This window comes from Kosakonia sp. CFBP8986 (genome assembly GCF_034044935.1).
In the GTDB taxonomy this organism is placed as follows: Bacteria; Pseudomonadota; Gammaproteobacteria; order Enterobacterales; family Enterobacteriaceae; genus Kosakonia; species Kosakonia cowanii.
In genome coordinates this window covers 1-14,430 of the sequence record NZ_JAXCXB010000006.1, presented here as the reverse complement: position 1 = coordinate 14,430, position 14,430 = coordinate 1, and the positions used below count along the sequence as shown (strand labels likewise).

The following is a 14,430-nucleotide window of genomic DNA, read 5'->3' as shown; positions in this document are numbered from 1 at the left end:
GCATCTTCCTGAATAGTCACCGTTTCATAGCCTCATAAAGCGGGCAATGTTACCCTTAGCGCTCGCTTACAAGGAGGGTATCCGTGGCTCATCTGCTTATTGTCGACGCACTCAATCTTATCCGCCGTATTCATGCGGTGCAGGGTTCACCCTGCACGGAGACCTGCCTGCACGCGCTCGAGCAACTGATTGTGCATAGCCAGCCGACCCACGCGGTGGCGGTGTTCGATGATGAAGCGCGCAATCAGGGCTGGCGCCACCAGCTGCTGCCGGACTACAAAGCGGGCCGACCGCCGATGCCGGAGCCGCTGCATCAGGAGATGCCCGCCCTGCGCGCGGCGTTTGAGCAGCGCGGCATTCGCTGCTGGGCGACGCCGGGCAATGAAGCCGACGATCTCGCCGCCACGCTGGCGGTGAAAATGGCGCAGGCGGGGCAAGAGGCGACGATTGTTTCGACGGACAAAGGCTACTGCCAGCTGCTCTCGCCCACCATCCGCATCCGCGACTATTTCCAGAAACGCTGGCTGGATGCACCGTTTATTGACCAGGAGTATGGCGTCACGCCGCAGCAACTGCCGGATTACTGGGGGCTGGCGGGCATCAGCAGTTCAAAAGTGCCGGGCGTCGCCGGGATCGGGCCGAAAAGCGCCACCCAACTGCTCAGCTCTTTTCCCACGCTGGAAGCGCTGTATGACAATCTTGCCGAGGTGCCTGAGAAGTGGCGGCAGAAACTGGAGGCCCACCGCGAAATGGCCTTTATCTGCCGGGATGTCGCGCGACTGCAAACGGATCTACAGCTTGATGGCAACCTGCAGCAACTGCGCCTGACGCGCTAACCCTCGCCCGCGCACTGGCGGGCAGCGGGCCGGTTACGCTTTATAGGGGTGATGTTTCAGCCAGTGCTCGGCGATCTCCTGGCGGCGGCAGATCCACACTTTGTCATGGCTTTGCACGTAATCAAGAAAACGCTGCAGGGCGCGAAACCGCCCCGGTCGCCCCAGCAGACGGCAGTGCATGCCGATCGACATCATCTTCGGTGCCGTTTCACCCTCGGCGTAGAGCACATCGAAACTGTCTTTCAGGTAGGTATAAAACTGCTCAGCGGTGTTAAACCCCTGCGCGGTGGCAAAGCGCATGTCGTTGGCATCCAGCGTGTAGGGCACAATCAGATGCGGTTTCTCGCCGACGGTAGTCCAGAAGGGCAGATCGTCGCCGTAGTAGTCGCTGTCATAGAGAAAATCGCCCTGCTCTACCACCAGCGCGCGGGTATTAGGGCTGTCGCGCCCGGTATACCAGCCGAGCGGGCGTTTGCCGAACAGCGTTTGCAGGATCTCAATCGCCTGCTGCATATGCTGGCGCTCGGTCTGGATATCGAGATCCTGGTAGTGGATCCAGCGCCAGCCGTGGCTCACCACGTCATAATCCGCCGCCTTGATCGCCTCGACAATCGCCGGGTTGCGCGCCAGCGCCATCGCTACGCCAAACACCGTTAACGGCAGGCCGCGCTGCTGAAACTCCTGATGGATGCGCCAGAAACCGGCGCGCGAACCGTACTCATAGAGGGAGTCCATCGACATATGGCGCGCCGGGTAGCTGGCCGCGCCGATGATGTCGGAGAGAAACTGCTCCGAGCCGCTGTCGCCGTGCAGAACGTGGTTCTCGCCGCCCTCTTCAAAATTAAGCACAAACTGCACGGCAATGCGCGCGCCGCCCGGCCACTGTGCGTGCGGCGGCTTGCCGGCGTAGCCCGCCATATCGCGCGGGTAGTCGGCAGTAAAGTGCCAGAAGGGAGTCTCGGTTGCTGCTTGCATGCTGATTCGACCTCTTAACCGGGGCCGCCTTCAGCTGAGCATATCGAAGCATCCTGAAAGCGGCTTTTTATTGGGATACGCGAGATCGCCATATTTACTGGTGCCAAAACCGAGGGCGAGCAGAGACTCAACCATTTTGACCGCCGCCGTTACGCCGTCGATCACCGGGATGCCCAACTCCTGCGTCAGTTCACTGGCAAGATTCGCCATACCGCCGCACCCCAGCACAATCGCCCCGCTTCCATCCTCACGTTTGGCTTGTATACAACGCTCGCGTACCTTTTGCTGAGCAAGACCCGTGCCATCTTCCAAAGCCAGTACCAGTAAATCGATGGCGTGGAGCGCGGCGCAGTGATGTTCAAAGCCATACTGGCGCAGTAAATGGCGGGCGATGATCACCGTGCGCGGCAGCGTGGTGACAATCGAGAAACGCGTCGCCACCAGCGTCGCCATATGCATTGCCGCTTCGGCAATACCGATAACCGGGCCGCTCGCCAGTTCCCGCGCCGCCAGCAATCCCGGGTCGCCAAAGCAGGCGATCACATGCCCCTGCGCGCCCTGCGCTTTGCCCTGCTTTACCTGCTCCAGCACGCCGATGGCGGCAATCGCTTCATCGAAATGCCCTTCTATGGATTCCACGCCCTGCGTCGGGCAGCTGGCGAGGATAGTTGTGCCCGGCGAGGCGATGCGGCGCGCGGCGCTGGCTATGGTTTCGGTCATCTCCGGGCTGGTATTGGGGTTGATGACTTGTATACAAAATGCACTCATTGCGGCTCTCCTCGGGTGCCAAACAGGCGGGTAAAATCGGGCAGCGTTTCGCCGCTGCGCTCAAAGCGCAGGCTGGAAACAATGTGGTCGAAGTGGTGCGCCATGGCATGCTCAAGGCCCGCCAGGTCTTTGTTACGTAAGAGTTCGATTAACGCATCGTGATCGTGACAGCGGCAGCCCTGCTGCCACGGCGCGCCCCAGGCGGCAATCACCAGCGAGGAGCGCTGCGTCAGAGTGGTGATAATGTCGGTCACCACCGCATTGCCCGATATCGCCTGTAATTGAATATGGAAAGCCGCCGAGTGGCGAATGGCCGCCGCGCCGTCATGCTGCTGGTGCGCCGCTTCCTCCTCGCCAATGATCGCCTCCAGCGCCGCCAGATGCGGCGGTTGCAGATGTGCCAGCACCTGCGGCAGGTTGGCACACTCGATCATTTTGCGCGTGGCGAAGATCTCTTTTGACTCGTCGATGCCAGGATTAGCGACAAATGCACCGCGCCTGGGCGCGATGGTGATCATTTGCACCGTTGCAAGGCGTGTGAGCACTTTACGATAGCCGATAGCAGACCTATGAACGCTATCGCTATTTAAAGGAGCAGATTCCATGCCAAACCCTGAACCGCAGTACGATGCTCGTTATAGCCCAAGATTGACCAATGAGGACCTTGCCCCGACTCGCCAGCAGAACTGGACCTGGTACAACATCTTCTCGTTCTGGATGTCCGATGTGCACAGCATGGGCGGCTATGTGGTTGCCGCTAGCTTCTTTGCCTTAGGGCTCGCCAGCTGGCAGGTGCTGCTCTGCCTGTTGGTGGGGATCTGTATTGTGCAGCTCTGTGCAAACCTGGTGGCGAAGCCGAGCCAGATGACCGGCGTGCCCTATGCGGTGATTTGCCGTCAGGCATTTGGCGTATTCGGCGCCAATATTCCGGCGGTGATCCGCGGACTTATCGCCTTCGCCTGGTACGGGATTCAAACCTATCTCGCCGCCAACGCCCTGATGCTGGTGGCGCTGAAATTCTGGCCTTCGCTGGGCGCGCTGACAAGCAGCCACTTTCTGGGGCTGTCGGCGCTGGGCTGGATCTGCTTCGGCATTATGTGGGCGCTGCAGGCACTGGTGTTCTGGCACGGAATGAACGCGATCAAACGCTTTATTGATGTCGCCGGACCGGCGGTGTATGTAGTGATGATGGCGCTGGCGGGCTGGATCCTCTACCAGACCGGGTTTGACGGCATCTCCTTTACCCTTGCCAGCAAGGCGCTGACGCCGGGTGAACAAGCGTGGCAGATGATCACCGCCACGGCGCTGGTGGTCTCCTACTTCTCCGGCCCGCTGCTCAACTTTGGTGACTTCTCCCGCTACGGCAAAAGCATGCAGGCGATCCGCCGCGGCAACCGTTGGGGACTGCCCTTCAACTTCCTGCTCTTCTCGATTGTGACGGTGGTGATTGTCTCGGGAACGCAATCGCTGTTTGGCAAAATGATCACCGACCCGATTGAAACCGTCAGCCACGTCGGCAGCGATCTGGCGATGGCGATTGGCCTGCTGACCATGATTACTGCGACTATCGGCATTAATATCGTGGCGAACTTCGTCTCACCGGCGTTTGATTTCTCTAACTGCGCGCCGCAGAAGATCAGCTTCCGTACCGGGGGAATGATTGCGGCGGTCGGCTCGGTGCTGCTGACGCCGTGGAACCTGTTCCAGTCGCCGGAGTTAATCCACTACACGCTGGATGTGCTCGGTGCCTGTATCGGCCCGCTGTTTGGTATTCTGCTGGCGGACTTCTACCTGATTAAACGCGGCCAGGTGTTTGTCGACGATCTCTTTACCGTCTCCCCGACCGGGCGTTACTGGTACAAAAACGGCTTTAACCCCAAAGCGATTGCCGCGCTGCTGCCGTCGGTGATGGTGGGCCTGGTGATCAGCTTTATTCCGGCGCTGCACGAAGTGGCAAACTTCAGCTGGTTTATCGGTGTCTTTCTCGGTGCAGGTTGCTACTGCTGGCTGGCGCGTCATGAGCGCGCGGGCGTGGAGAGCGGATTTATCGCGCAGCGCGCGGTGGTGAAGGAGTAGAAACGACGAAGGCCTGAATCATTGCTGATTCAGGCCTTCTGAATAGTGGCGGAACGGACGGGACTCGAACCCGCGACCCCCTGCGTGACAGGCAGGTATTCTAACCGACTGAACTACCGCTCCGCGTTGTGTTCCTGTTAGGGAACGAGGCGCATATTACGTATTGCGCCTGGTGCCGTCAACGCTTTTTCTCTTGTTTTGAATCGTTTGCTGCAAAAATCGCCCACGGGCTGATTTTTCACGGTTAATAAATGAATTTAGCCGCGCCAGAGGCAACTTCCGCCCTTTTTCTGTACTAAATCGAGGCGCGATTCATGGGCCATCAGCTCTTCATCACTGGCTAAAACAACGCGCAGTTTGTTTGCCTGGCGCACAACGCGCTGGATCCCCGCTTCGCCTGACTGATTCTGGTTCTCGCCCTCCATCGAAAATTTTATCGATGTCTGGCCGCCGGTCATCATCAGATAGACGTCGGCAAGGATTTGGGAGTCGAGAAGTGCGCCGTGCAGCGTTCGCTTGCTGTTATCTATTTCGTAACGCGAGCAGAGCGCATCAAGGCTGTTACGCTTGCCCGGGAACATCCTGCGCGCCAGCGCCAGGCTGTCGGTAATTTTGCAGAAGGTTTCGGTTTTCGGAATTCCACGGTTCAGCTTGCTGAATTCATAATCCATAAAGCCGATATCAAACGAGGCATTATGGATCACCAGCTCCGCGCCGCGGATATAGTCGATAAACTCATCGGCAATATCGCCGAAGGTCGGTTTATCCAGCAGGAACTCATCGGCGATGCCGTGAACGCCAAACGCTTCCGGGTCCACCAGACGATCGGGCTTCAGGTAGACGTGATAGTTATTGCCGGTCAGGCGGCGGTTTATCACCTCAACCGCACCGATCTCAATGATCTTATGCCCTTCGTAGTGCGCACCGATTTGGTTCATACCGGTGGTTTCGGTATCGAGGACGATCTGTCGTGTAATTGCAGTGCTCATAGCGGCCATTTATGTCAGACTTGTCGTTTTCAACTCAGGAAGTCTACCAGAGATGCTCAAACAGGTAGAAATTTTCACCGACGGATCGTGCCTCGGCAATCCGGGACCGGGTGGATATGGCGCCATTTTACGTTATCGCGGACATGAACGGACCTTCAGCGAAGGCTACCGTTTAACCACCAACAATCGCATGGAGCTGATGGCGGCGATTGTCTCCCTTGAAGCGCTGAAAGAGCACTGCGAAGTGGTGCTCAGCACCGACAGCCAGTATGTGCGCCAGGGCATTACCCAGTGGATCCACAACTGGAAAAAACGCGGCTGGAAAACGGCGGATAAGAAGCCGGTTAAAAATGTCGACCTGTGGAAGCGGCTCGATGCAGCGCTCAGCCAGCATCAAATCCGCTGGGAGTGGGTGAAAGGCCACGCCGGGCATCCGGAAAACGAACGCTGCGATGAGCTGGCGCGCGCGGCGGCGATGAATCCCACCCAGGAAGATGTCGGTTACCAGCCGGAAACGCTGGCTTAAGATTGCCGTGTCGCGCCAACGGCCTGCGGCACGCGCGCCCGTGAGCGGCTCTGCTTTAACGGGTTGATGGTCAGCGGAATGGTGCGTTTACGGGCCACGATCAGCTGCATACAGCCCAACGCCGGCAGATGCGCGCTCAGCAGCTTTCCGCCCTGCTTCGTCCAGGGCAACACGCGAAAGCGGCTATAATGAAGCACTTCAAAATTGAGCAGCGCGAGCCAGTCAAACTGGCGCGTGAGGGTGAACATTCGGCTTTTGACCGCCGGCGAGCGGCGCGCAAACGGCACCGCTTTGCAGGCGCCTAACAGGCTGATGGGGTTAAACCCGCTCATCACCAGCCAGCCATCGTCAATCAGCACACGATCGACCTCCTGCAGCAGCCGGTGAGGATCGGGGCACCAGGGCAGCGTATGGGCCAGCAGGCAGGCATCGACGGACTTTTCTGCAAACGGCAAATAGAGCGGATCCGCGCGCACCTGCGCCGGTTCGCCTGCCAGAGAGACATTGACCTGGTGGGAGATCGCGCAGCTTTCAAGGTTGATTTCCGCGCTGAGGTTGCCAATCTTAAGCAGGTGAAAACCATACATTTTCACCAGCCACGGCTTGAGCTCCTCCTCCAGCGCCTGACGGTAATAAACACCTTTTGGGAGCGCGCCCCAGTTTACGGGCGCGACGAATTTTCGGGGAGTCCTTGCCGGCTTCATTACAACCTTCCGCTACGCTTTGAGAGGTAATTTATGAATCTTAACAGTATTCCCGCGTTTCAGGACAACTACATCTGGGTGTTGAGCGAGGATGACGGGCGTTGCCTGATTGTCGATCCGGGCGAAGCCGCCCCGGTGCTGCGTGCCATTGAAGAGCACAAGTGGCAACCCGAAGCTATTCTACTGACGCATCACCATAAAGATCATGTCGGCGGTGTGCAGGCACTGCGCGACGCTTTCCCTGATGTAGTGGTTTATGGGCCAGCGGAGACACAACATAAGGGCACCACTCAGGTTGTGGCCGAAGGCGATACGGTCACCGTTTTAGGCCAGGATTTCTCGGTCTTCGCCACCCCAGGTCACACTTTAGGACATATCTGTTTCTTCAGTTTTCCTTACCTTTTTTGCGGCGATACGCTCTTCTCTGGCGGCTGCGGAAGATTATTTGAAGGGACGGCAACGCAGATGTATCAATCCTTCTGTAAAATTAACGCCCTTCCCGATGACACGGTGATTTGTTGCGCACATGAATACACTTTAGGGAATATGAAGTTTGCTGTCAGCGTGCTGCCTGAAGATGCAGAGGTTCAGGAATACTATAAGAAAGTGAGTGAGTTACGTGCTAAAAACGAAAAGACACTCCCTGTAATTCTGAAAAATGAGCGGAAAATAAATTTATTTTTACGCACGGAAGATGCTGATTTAATTGAAGTAATAAATCAAGAAAGCCTATTGCAACATCCAGAGGAGCGTTTCGCCTGGTTACGGGCAAAGAAAGATGCTTTCTGACATTGCGGGTTGCCTTTTGAAAACATCGCCGTTATCATCGCTCGTCTTTTAAGCAACTACTATTGACACACACATGAAGGCAAAAGCGATATTACTCGCCTCTGTCCTGCTCGTGGGGTGCCAGGCGTCGCAGCGCGACGGTTCGGTACAACAGCACGCACAGAGCCTTTCTGCAGCTGGTCAAGGGGAAGCTGGGAAGTTCACAAGTCAGGCACGCTGGATGGACGACGGAACACTCGCCGACCAAACGGATAGCAACTTGTGGGCCTCCATAAGCGACGAGCTAAAGATGGGAATTCCGGAAAACAGCCGGATTCGCGAACAGAAACTGAAGTATTTAAACAATAAGAGCTATCTCCACGATGTAACTTTACGGGCAGAGCCGTATATGTACTGGATAGCTGGGCAAGTTAAAAAACGTAACATGCCCATGGAACTGGTACTACTACCCATAGTGGAGAGCGCTTTTAACCCGCACGCAACGTCTGGTGCCAATGCCGCAGGCATTTGGCAAATCATTCCGAGCACAGGGCGAAATTATGGTTTAAAACAGACACGCAGCTACGATGCGCGTCGTGACATTGTGGCCTCTACCACGGCCGCGCTCGACATGATGCAGCGTCTTAACCGTATGTTTGACGGCGACTGGTTACTGACCGTTGCCGCCTATAACAGCGGTGAAGGCCGCGTGCTGAAGGCAATTAAAGCGAACAAAGCGCAGGGGAAACCCACCGATTTTTGGTCGCTGTCATTGCCTTATGAAACAAAGATTTATGTGCCTAAGATGCTGGCGTTGAGCGATCTTCTCAAAAACAGCAAACGCTATGGCATTAATCTGCCGACGCCGGACGAAAGCCGTGCGCTGGCGCGCGTCAGGCTGAGTAGCCCGGTAGAAGTGAGTCAGCTGGCTGAAATGGCGGGAATTTCCGTCAACAAACTGAAGGCGTTTAACGCAGGCGTTAAAGGTTCGACGTTGGGTTCAGCTGGTCCACAGTACGTGATGGTGCCGAAGAAACATGCAGATCAGCTGCGTGAGTCGCTGGCATCCGGCGAAATCGCCGCCGTACAGCCGACGCTGGTTGCGGATAACACCCCGCTCTCCAGCAAGAGCTACAAGGTTCGCTCAGGCGATACGATCTCAGGCATCGCGTCACGCCTCGGCGTAAGCGCGAAGGATCTGAAGCAGTGGAATAATCTGCGCGGCGCGAATCTGAAGGTGGGTCAAAACCTGACGGTTGGTGCAGGCAGCAGCGCACAACGTCTTGCCAGCAACAGCGATAGCATTACCTATCGCGTGCGCAAAGGTGATTCGTTGTCGAGTATCGCGAAACGTCACGGCGTGAACATCAAAGATGTGATGCGCTGGAACACCGATACCTCCAATCTGCGGCCGGGCGATCAAATCACGCTCTTCGTGAAGAACAGCGCGACGCCAGACTCCTGACCTGAAGCAATAAAAAAAGCACCGTTTCCCCACGGTGCTTTTTTTTATCTTTTTTTCGCCCTACTTGCCGGAAGGGAGCGGGCTAAACTCCACCAGCAGCGGATTGTGGTCCGATGCGCGGGTCACCAGCACCGACGCCTCATCAACGTTTAAGCCACGGTAGAAGACAAAATCGAGCGGTCGGCCAAAGGCTCGACTGCGATTGTCATCGGTGAATCGTACCTGCCTCAGCGCCATTTCGCGCGCGAAACGGTAGAGGGCATTCATGCGCGGGCGGCTCCAGGCATTAAAATCGCCGGCCATAATTACCGGGCCATCGTGGCGGCCAATCTGGTCGCCAATCGGCAGCAGCTGTTTACTGTAGACATCGACACCGAGACTGAAGTTGACCGCATGCACATTCACCACCATCAGATTACGGCTGTCCGGCAGCGGGTAGACCGTCACCAGGGCTGACTTTGCCAGCCGCAGAATCGGCTCACGCTCGCGCAGAGGGCAGCAATAGACCGGATGGGCAGAAGAGAGCGTCATCACGCCTGAGGGGTGCTGAGGCAGCACAAAGGCGGGAACCTGATCGGCAGCAAGATAGTTGCTGGTTGCGAAACTCACCAGTTCGGGCGTCGTCTGCGCTTCCTGCAACAGAACCAGGTGCGCATCTTTGCCGAAGCTTTGCAGCACCGAGAGCCACTCCGCCCGCTGCTGCTTGAAGATGTTCCATACCAGTACGCGGATCTTTTCATCCTGGCTGAGAGGAACCCCGGCAGGTAAAGCCTGACCAATACTGGCGAACGATCCCGGCGGTAAAATGCGCTCCGCAGGTTGTCCGGCAACATATCGCATAGCGTAAGTATTTTTCGCCACTTCGGCTTTGAACCTCTTTGATTTCCGCGCCCGAAAAAGGGGCGTCACTCAGTTATAGGGATTGTAGACCATAGTTTCAACGAATAATCACCAGAAAAGCGCCAGCTTGTATAGGTGCCATTGACCTTTAGGCCGCGCGATGGCGTTGCGACACGCGGCGTGGTTAAATACACGCGCATGAATAATCTCGTTGAAATGTTGCTACAGAGGCAATAATGAAAACCACCTCGGAAGAACTCGCCATTTTTGTCGCGGTCGTGGAGAGCGGCAGTTTTAGCCGTGCCGCTGAACGTCTTGGTCAGGCAAACTCCGCCATTAGCCGGGCGGTGAAGAAGCTGGAGAATAAGCTCGGCGTTAACCTGCTCAATCGCACCACTCGCCAGCTTAGTCTCACTGAAGAGGGCGAGCGCTATTTCCGTCGCGTACAAACGGTGCTGCAGGAGATGGCGGCGGCGGAAAACGAGGTGATGGAGAATAAATCGGTGCCGCGCGGCACGCTGCGTATCGATGCCGCCACGCCGGTAGTGCTGCATTTTTTAATGCCGCTGATTAAGCCGTTTCGTGAACGTTACCCGGAGATCAGCCTGTCGCTGGTCTCGAGCGAAACCTTTATCAACCTGATTGAACGTAAAGTGGATGTCGCTATTCGCGTCGGCAAGCTGACTGATTCCAGCCTGCGCGCGCGTCCGCTCTTTAAGAGCTACCGCAAAATTATCGCTTCGCCCGAATACCTTGCCCGTTACGGTACGCCTGAAACGGTCGAGGATTTGCAAAACCATGTCTGCCTCGGATTTACCGAGCCGGTATCGCTGAATACCTGGCCGGTGGCGGCAGCGGATGGTCAACTGCTGGAGGTGACGCCCACGCTCGCCTCTAATAGCGGTGAAACCCTTAAACATCTCTGTCTGAGCGGCAACGGTATCGCCAGCCTGTCGGATTATATGATTGATAAAGAGCTGGCGAGCGGCGAGCTGGTTGCGCTGATGTCAGACAAACTGCTGCCGGTAGAGATGCCCTTCAGCGCCGTCTACTACAGCGATCGGGCGGTGAGTACGCGTATCCGCGCCTTTATCGACTTCGTCAGCGAGCATGTGCCGCAGACGGGCAGATAAAAAAACGGGAGCCAGGCTCCCGTCACGTTGCTGATTAATCCCACTCAGGCGCAAGCCCTTCCGGGCTGACCAGCCGGTCATTGCAATCCAGCGCGGCGATAGCGGCTCTGTCATCCGCATCCAGTTCGAGCGTCTTCGCTTGCAGGTTGCTCGCCAGGTTCTCGCGTTTGGTTGAGGATGGGATCACCGCGTACCCCTCACCCATAGCCCATGCCAGGATCACCTGCGCTGGCGTTGCGCTGTGCTTCTGCGCGATGCGGGCAATCGTGGCATCTTTCAGTGCCTTACCATACGCCAGCGTCATATAGGAGGTGATGTGGATCCCGTGCTCTTTTGCCCACTGCGCCACTTTTCGGTTCTGCAGATAGGGTGAAAGCTCAATCTGGTTAGTGGCAATATTTTCCGCCCCGACTGCTGCAATCGCCTGCTCCATTAACTCAATCGTGAAGTTGGAGACGCCGATCTGACGCGTTAGCCCCTGCGCTTTGGCGTTCATCAACTGCTGCATCGACTCGGCAACCGGCACCGCTGCGCCCGGCGATGGCCAGTGAATCAGCGTCAAATCAACGTAGTCGGTGCCTAACTTCTTCAGGCTCTCTTGCAGGCTTGGGATCAGTTGGCCTTCACCCAGGTTTTCAGTCCAGATTTTAGTAGTGATAAACAGCGATTCCCGCGCGACGCCACTCTGCGCCAGCGCTTCGCCAATGGCGGCTTCATTGCCATAGATCTGTGCGGTATCAATCACGCGATAACCCAGTTCAAGGGCGGTTTTCACCGAGGCGATAACCGCTTCATCGGTTAAACGGAAGGTCCCCAGACCAAATGCAGGGATAGACATATCAATTCCTCTCTCATTATTTCTTAACAGATGGCGTGATTATGGTGAGTTGAGCACGGGGGAAAAAGAGGCAGTAAAGCAGAGGATATTTGCCGCAGCGGCAATAGTGCTAAAAGTAGTTACTTGCATATTGAAAGTCACTATGTCACTTTGGTGTGGCATGTTTACTACAGCAGATACCACCATGAAAAATGAAGCACTTTACCAGGCTCCCTGCCCTATTGCCCGAAGTCTGGGACGCATTGGTGATAGCTGGAGCATGATTATCCTGCGCGACGCCTTCGCAGGCTTTACCCGTTTTGATGAGTTCCAGAAAAACGCCAATATTGCGCCGAACATTCTCTCCCGGCGCCTGAAGGAACTGGTTGAAGAGGGATTGCTTGAAAAGGTGAGCTACAGCACAACCCCGCCGCGCTATGAATATCACCTCACGCCGTTAGGCTATGATTTTCGTCCAGTCATCATTGCGCTGGCGCAGTGGGGAAACCGTCATTTCTCACCTGAAGGCCCACAGATGATGCTGGTTGAGCGGGAAACCGCGCGCCCGGTTGAAGCGATCCTCGTCGATAAGGCCACCGGCGAAGCCATAACCCCTGAAAAATACGCCATGGTGCCAGGCCCGGCAGCCTCGCCGGTTCTCCACTATCGTCATCAATATTTGCAACGTAAGCAGGCCGGGGAGACGTCGCTGAAATATGCGCCACAATTACAGATGAATAAGGAGGAGTGAATATGAGCATTTCGCATAAGCGCGTCGTTATAACCGGTATGGGCATTGTCAGCCCGCTGGGCTGCGGCCTTTCCCACGTCTGGTCATCATTGGTTGAGGGCAAATCGGGTATTTCCCGCCTTGACGACGAAATGGTCGACGATATTGCCTGCAAAGTGGCAGGCCAGGTCCCTTCGATTGAAGAGGATCCGCATCACGGTTTCGATCCCTTAAGCACGATCCCGGCGAAAGAACGTAAAAAGATGGATCGTTTTATTGAGTTCGCACTGGTGGCAGCGAAAGAAGCGCTGACGCAGGCGAACTGGTTCCCGCAGGAGGAGGCGCAGCGCGATCGAACTGCGACGGTGATTGCCACCGGGATCGGTGGCTTCAGTGAGATCACCAACGCGGTGCGCACCACCGATTCACGCGGGCCTCGCAAACTCTCCCCGTTTACCGTTCCCTCTTTCCTTGCCAACCTCGCAGCCGGCCATGTCTCGATTAACTATGGTTTTCGCGGCCCGATCGGCGCGCCCGTTTCGGCATGTGCGGCCGGCGCGCAGGCCATTGGTGATGCCGCGCGGTTGATACGCAGCGGCGAGGCAGATATCGCCCTATGCGGCGGCAGTGAAGCGGCGATCCATCGGGTAAGCCTTGCCGGATTTGCAGCGGCGCGCGCGCTGTCGAGCGGTTTTAACGATCAACCGACAACTGCTTCACGCCCATTTGATCGCGATCGTGATGGATTTGTGATGGGTGAAGGTGCCGGGCTGCTGGTGATTGAATCGCTCGAACATGCGCTGGCACGCGGTGCGACGCCGCTGGCGGAACTGGTGGGTTATGGCACCAGCGCAGATGCGCATCATCTCACTGCCGGCCCGGAAGATGGTAACGGTGCCGCACGGGCGATGGAAGCCGCGATCCGTCAGGCGGGAATTTCAGCCTCCGATATCCAGCACATTAATGCTCATGCGACCTCTACTCCGGTTGGTGATAAGGGCGAACTGGCAGCGATAAAGCGTGTGTTTGGTGCGAACAGTACGGTAGCGATTACATCGACTAAGTCAGCGACCGGGCATCTTTTGGGTGCCGCGGGCGGTATTGAAGCGATCTTCACGGTTCAGGCGTTGCGTGAACAGATCGCACCACCGACGCTGAATTTGCATCACCCTGATGAGAAGGCCGATGGGTTAAATCTGGTGGCGCTTGCCGCATGCCCACTTGAGATTCGCTACGCGATGTCGAACGGGTTTGGCTTCGGCGGGGTGAATGCCAGTTTGCTGTTAAAGCGCTGGGAAGAGTAAATAACAGGGCCGTTTGGCCCTTTTTTCACAAATTGCAGACGAAAAAAAACCGTATCTCGTGAGAGATACGGTTCTTAAAATAAGTGGCGGAACGGACGGGACTCGAACCCGCGACCCCCTGCGTGACAGGCAGGTATTCTAACCGACTGAACTACCGCTCCACCGAATTTTTTCTACAACCACCGGTTTGTTGCCCCGGTTTACTGCTTAATTTGATGCCTGGCAGTTCCCTACTCTCGCATGGGGAGACCCCACACTACCATCGGCGCTACGGCGTTTCACTTCTGAGTTCGGCATGGGGTCAGGTGGGACCACCGCGCTAGTGCCGCCAGGCAAATTCTGTTGCCATCCCGCGTCAGCCGGACGGCTTAATCTGTATCAGCTGAAAATCGTCTCTCATCGCCAAAACATCTTCGGCGTTGTAAGGTTAAGCCTCACGGTTCATTAGTACCGGTTAGCTCAACGCATCGCTGCGCTTACACACCCGGCCTATCAACGT

Annotated in this window: 14 protein-coding genes, 2 tRNA genes, 2 rRNA genes and 1 pseudogene; 8 read left to right on the top strand and 11 right to left on the bottom strand. The window is 56.5% G+C overall.

Annotated features, from left to right (window positions below; all coding sequences use genetic code 11):
* Positions 1-83: 83 nt before the first annotated feature.
* Positions 84-836 carry a flap endonuclease Xni gene (gene xni, locus SOM48_RS14940; RefSeq protein ID WP_320512239.1) on the top strand — a complete coding sequence of 251 codons (753 nt, stop codon included), beginning with the start codon at positions 84-86 and terminating at the stop codon, positions 834-836.
* Between the two features lie 33 nt (positions 837-869).
* Here the strand turns inward: xni and puuE are convergent, their stop codons facing one another.
* The 3 genes and pseudogenes from puuE to SOM48_RS14925 form a co-directional block, all read right to left on the bottom strand.
* Positions 870-1,811 carry an allantoinase PuuE gene (gene puuE, locus SOM48_RS14935; RefSeq protein ID WP_076769420.1) on the bottom strand — a complete coding sequence of 314 codons (942 nt, stop codon included), beginning with the start codon at positions 1,809-1,811 and terminating at the stop codon, positions 870-872.
* 30 nt (positions 1,812-1,841) lie between these two features.
* Complete coding sequence (locus SOM48_RS14930; protein ID WP_320512238.1) at positions 1,842-2,579, bottom strand: aspartate/glutamate racemase family protein; 738 nt, start codon at positions 2,577-2,579, stop codon at positions 1,842-1,844.
* Positions 2,576-3,145, bottom strand: a pseudogene (locus tag SOM48_RS14925) (GntR family transcriptional regulator); the annotation flags it as partial. The gene SOM48_RS14930 and the pseudogene SOM48_RS14925, both read right to left, overlap by 4 nt.
* Positions 3,146-3,182: 37 nt before the next feature.
* On the opposite strand from SOM48_RS14925, the gene SOM48_RS14920 reads away from it, so the two are divergent.
* Entirely contained in the window at positions 3,183-4,655 is a 1,473-nt protein-coding gene (locus SOM48_RS14920; protein WP_320512237.1) for an NCS1 family nucleobase:cation symporter-1, read from the top strand.
* Positions 4,656-4,701: 46 nt separating this feature from the next.
* On the opposite strand, the gene SOM48_RS14915 is transcribed toward SOM48_RS14920, so the two are convergent.
* Positions 4,702-4,778: transfer RNA gene (locus tag SOM48_RS14915), tRNA-Asp, on the bottom strand.
* A 134-nt stretch (positions 4,779-4,912) separates the two neighbouring features.
* Complete coding sequence (dnaQ, locus tag SOM48_RS14910; RefSeq protein WP_042712390.1) at positions 4,913-5,644, bottom strand: DNA polymerase III subunit epsilon; 732 nt, start codon at positions 5,642-5,644, stop codon at positions 4,913-4,915.
* Here dnaQ and rnhA point away from each other — a divergent pair.
* The gene (rnhA, locus tag SOM48_RS14905) at positions 5,598-6,170 is read left to right on the top strand and encodes a ribonuclease HI (protein WP_161629337.1); all 573 of its coding nucleotides are present in this window, start codon (positions 5,598-5,600) and stop codon (positions 6,168-6,170) included. The genes dnaQ and rnhA overlap by 47 nt on opposite strands.
* On the opposite strand, the gene SOM48_RS14900 is transcribed toward rnhA, so the two are convergent.
* Positions 6,167-6,874: a class I SAM-dependent methyltransferase gene (locus tag SOM48_RS14900; protein ID WP_054804270.1), complete on the bottom strand. Its 708-nt coding sequence runs from the start codon at positions 6,872-6,874 to the stop codon at positions 6,167-6,169. The genes rnhA and SOM48_RS14900 overlap by 4 nt on opposite strands.
* 33 nt (positions 6,875-6,907) lie before the next feature.
* Here SOM48_RS14900 and gloB point away from each other — a divergent pair, with 33 nt between their 5' ends.
* Both gloB and mltD read left to right on the top strand, forming a co-directional pair.
* Complete coding sequence (gene gloB / locus SOM48_RS14895) at positions 6,908-7,663, top strand: hydroxyacylglutathione hydrolase (protein ID WP_320512236.1); 756 nt, start codon at positions 6,908-6,910, stop codon at positions 7,661-7,663.
* A 73-nt stretch (positions 7,664-7,736) separates the two neighbouring features.
* On the top strand, positions 7,737-9,107 hold the full coding sequence (mltD, locus tag SOM48_RS14890; protein WP_128483607.1) for a murein transglycosylase D: 1,371 nt from the start codon (positions 7,737-7,739) through the stop codon (positions 9,105-9,107).
* 60 nt (positions 9,108-9,167) lie between these two features.
* Here the strand turns inward: mltD and SOM48_RS14885 are convergent, their stop codons facing one another.
* The gene (locus SOM48_RS14885; RefSeq protein ID WP_054804268.1) at positions 9,168-9,968 is read right to left on the bottom strand and encodes an endonuclease/exonuclease/phosphatase family protein; all 801 of its coding nucleotides are present in this window, start codon (positions 9,966-9,968) and stop codon (positions 9,168-9,170) included.
* A gap of 215 nt (positions 9,969-10,183) precedes the next feature.
* Between SOM48_RS14885 and yafC the strand changes: the two genes are divergently transcribed.
* Positions 10,184-11,080: a DNA-binding transcriptional regulator YafC gene (gene yafC / locus SOM48_RS14880; RefSeq protein ID WP_042717373.1), complete on the top strand. Its 897-nt coding sequence runs from the start codon at positions 10,184-10,186 to the stop codon at positions 11,078-11,080.
* Between the two features lie 34 nt (positions 11,081-11,114).
* On the opposite strand, the gene dkgB is transcribed toward yafC, so the two are convergent.
* Positions 11,115-11,918 carry a 2,5-didehydrogluconate reductase DkgB gene (gene dkgB / locus SOM48_RS14875; protein ID WP_320512235.1) on the bottom strand — a complete coding sequence of 268 codons (804 nt, stop codon included), beginning with the start codon at positions 11,916-11,918 and terminating at the stop codon, positions 11,115-11,117.
* Positions 11,919-12,102: 184 nt separating this feature from the next.
* Between dkgB and SOM48_RS14870 the strand changes: the two genes are divergently transcribed.
* Together SOM48_RS14870 and fabF are read left to right on the top strand one after the other, a co-directional pair.
* The gene (locus SOM48_RS14870; protein ID WP_054804267.1) at positions 12,103-12,648 is read left to right on the top strand and encodes a winged helix-turn-helix transcriptional regulator; all 546 of its coding nucleotides are present in this window, start codon (positions 12,103-12,105) and stop codon (positions 12,646-12,648) included.
* Between the two features lie 2 nt (positions 12,649-12,650).
* The gene (gene fabF, locus SOM48_RS14865) at positions 12,651-13,931 is read left to right on the top strand and encodes a beta-ketoacyl-ACP synthase II (protein ID WP_320512234.1); all 1,281 of its coding nucleotides are present in this window, start codon (positions 12,651-12,653) and stop codon (positions 13,929-13,931) included.
* An 84-nt stretch (positions 13,932-14,015) separates the two neighbouring features.
* Here fabF and SOM48_RS14860 read toward each other — a convergent pair.
* From SOM48_RS14860 to SOM48_RS14850, 3 genes are all read right to left on the bottom strand, one after another.
* A tRNA-Asp gene (locus tag SOM48_RS14860) sits at positions 14,016-14,092 on the bottom strand.
* A gap of 56 nt (positions 14,093-14,148) precedes the next feature.
* Positions 14,149-14,264, bottom strand: a 5S ribosomal RNA gene (rrf, locus tag SOM48_RS14855).
* A gap of 90 nt (positions 14,265-14,354) precedes the next feature.
* Positions 14,355-14,430, bottom strand: a 23S ribosomal RNA gene (locus SOM48_RS14850); the annotation flags it as partial.

What these genes read in the sequence shown, in the direction of transcription:
- puuE (WP_076769420.1), bottom strand. Translation starts at nt 1,811, where the DNA reads ATGCAAGCAGCAACCGAGACTCCCTTCTGGCACTTTACTGCCGACTAC.
- SOM48_RS14930 (WP_320512238.1), bottom strand. Translation starts at nt 2,579, where the DNA reads ATGAGTGCATTTTGTATACAAGTCATCAACCCCAATACCAGCCCGGAG.
- SOM48_RS14920 (WP_320512237.1), top strand. Translation starts at nt 3,183, where the DNA reads ATGCCAAACCCTGAACCGCAGTACGATGCTCGTTATAGCCCAAGATTG.
- dnaQ (WP_042712390.1), bottom strand. Translation starts at nt 5,644, where the DNA reads ATGAGCACTGCAATTACACGACAGATCGTCCTCGATACCGAAACCACC.
- SOM48_RS14900 (WP_054804270.1), bottom strand. Translation starts at nt 6,874, where the DNA reads ATGAAGCCGGCAAGGACTCCCCGAAAATTCGTCGCGCCCGTAAACTGG.
- gloB (WP_320512236.1), top strand. Translation starts at nt 6,908, where the DNA reads ATGAATCTTAACAGTATTCCCGCGTTTCAGGACAACTACATCTGGGTG.
- mltD (WP_128483607.1), top strand. Translation starts at nt 7,737, where the DNA reads ATGAAGGCAAAAGCGATATTACTCGCCTCTGTCCTGCTCGTGGGGTGC.
- yafC (WP_042717373.1), top strand. Translation starts at nt 10,184, where the DNA reads ATGAAAACCACCTCGGAAGAACTCGCCATTTTTGTCGCGGTCGTGGAG.
- dkgB (WP_320512235.1), bottom strand. Translation starts at nt 11,918, where the DNA reads ATGTCTATCCCTGCATTTGGTCTGGGGACCTTCCGTTTAACCGATGAA.
- SOM48_RS14870 (WP_054804267.1), top strand. Translation starts at nt 12,103, where the DNA reads ATGAAAAATGAAGCACTTTACCAGGCTCCCTGCCCTATTGCCCGAAGT.
- fabF (WP_320512234.1), top strand. Translation starts at nt 12,651, where the DNA reads ATGAGCATTTCGCATAAGCGCGTCGTTATAACCGGTATGGGCATTGTC.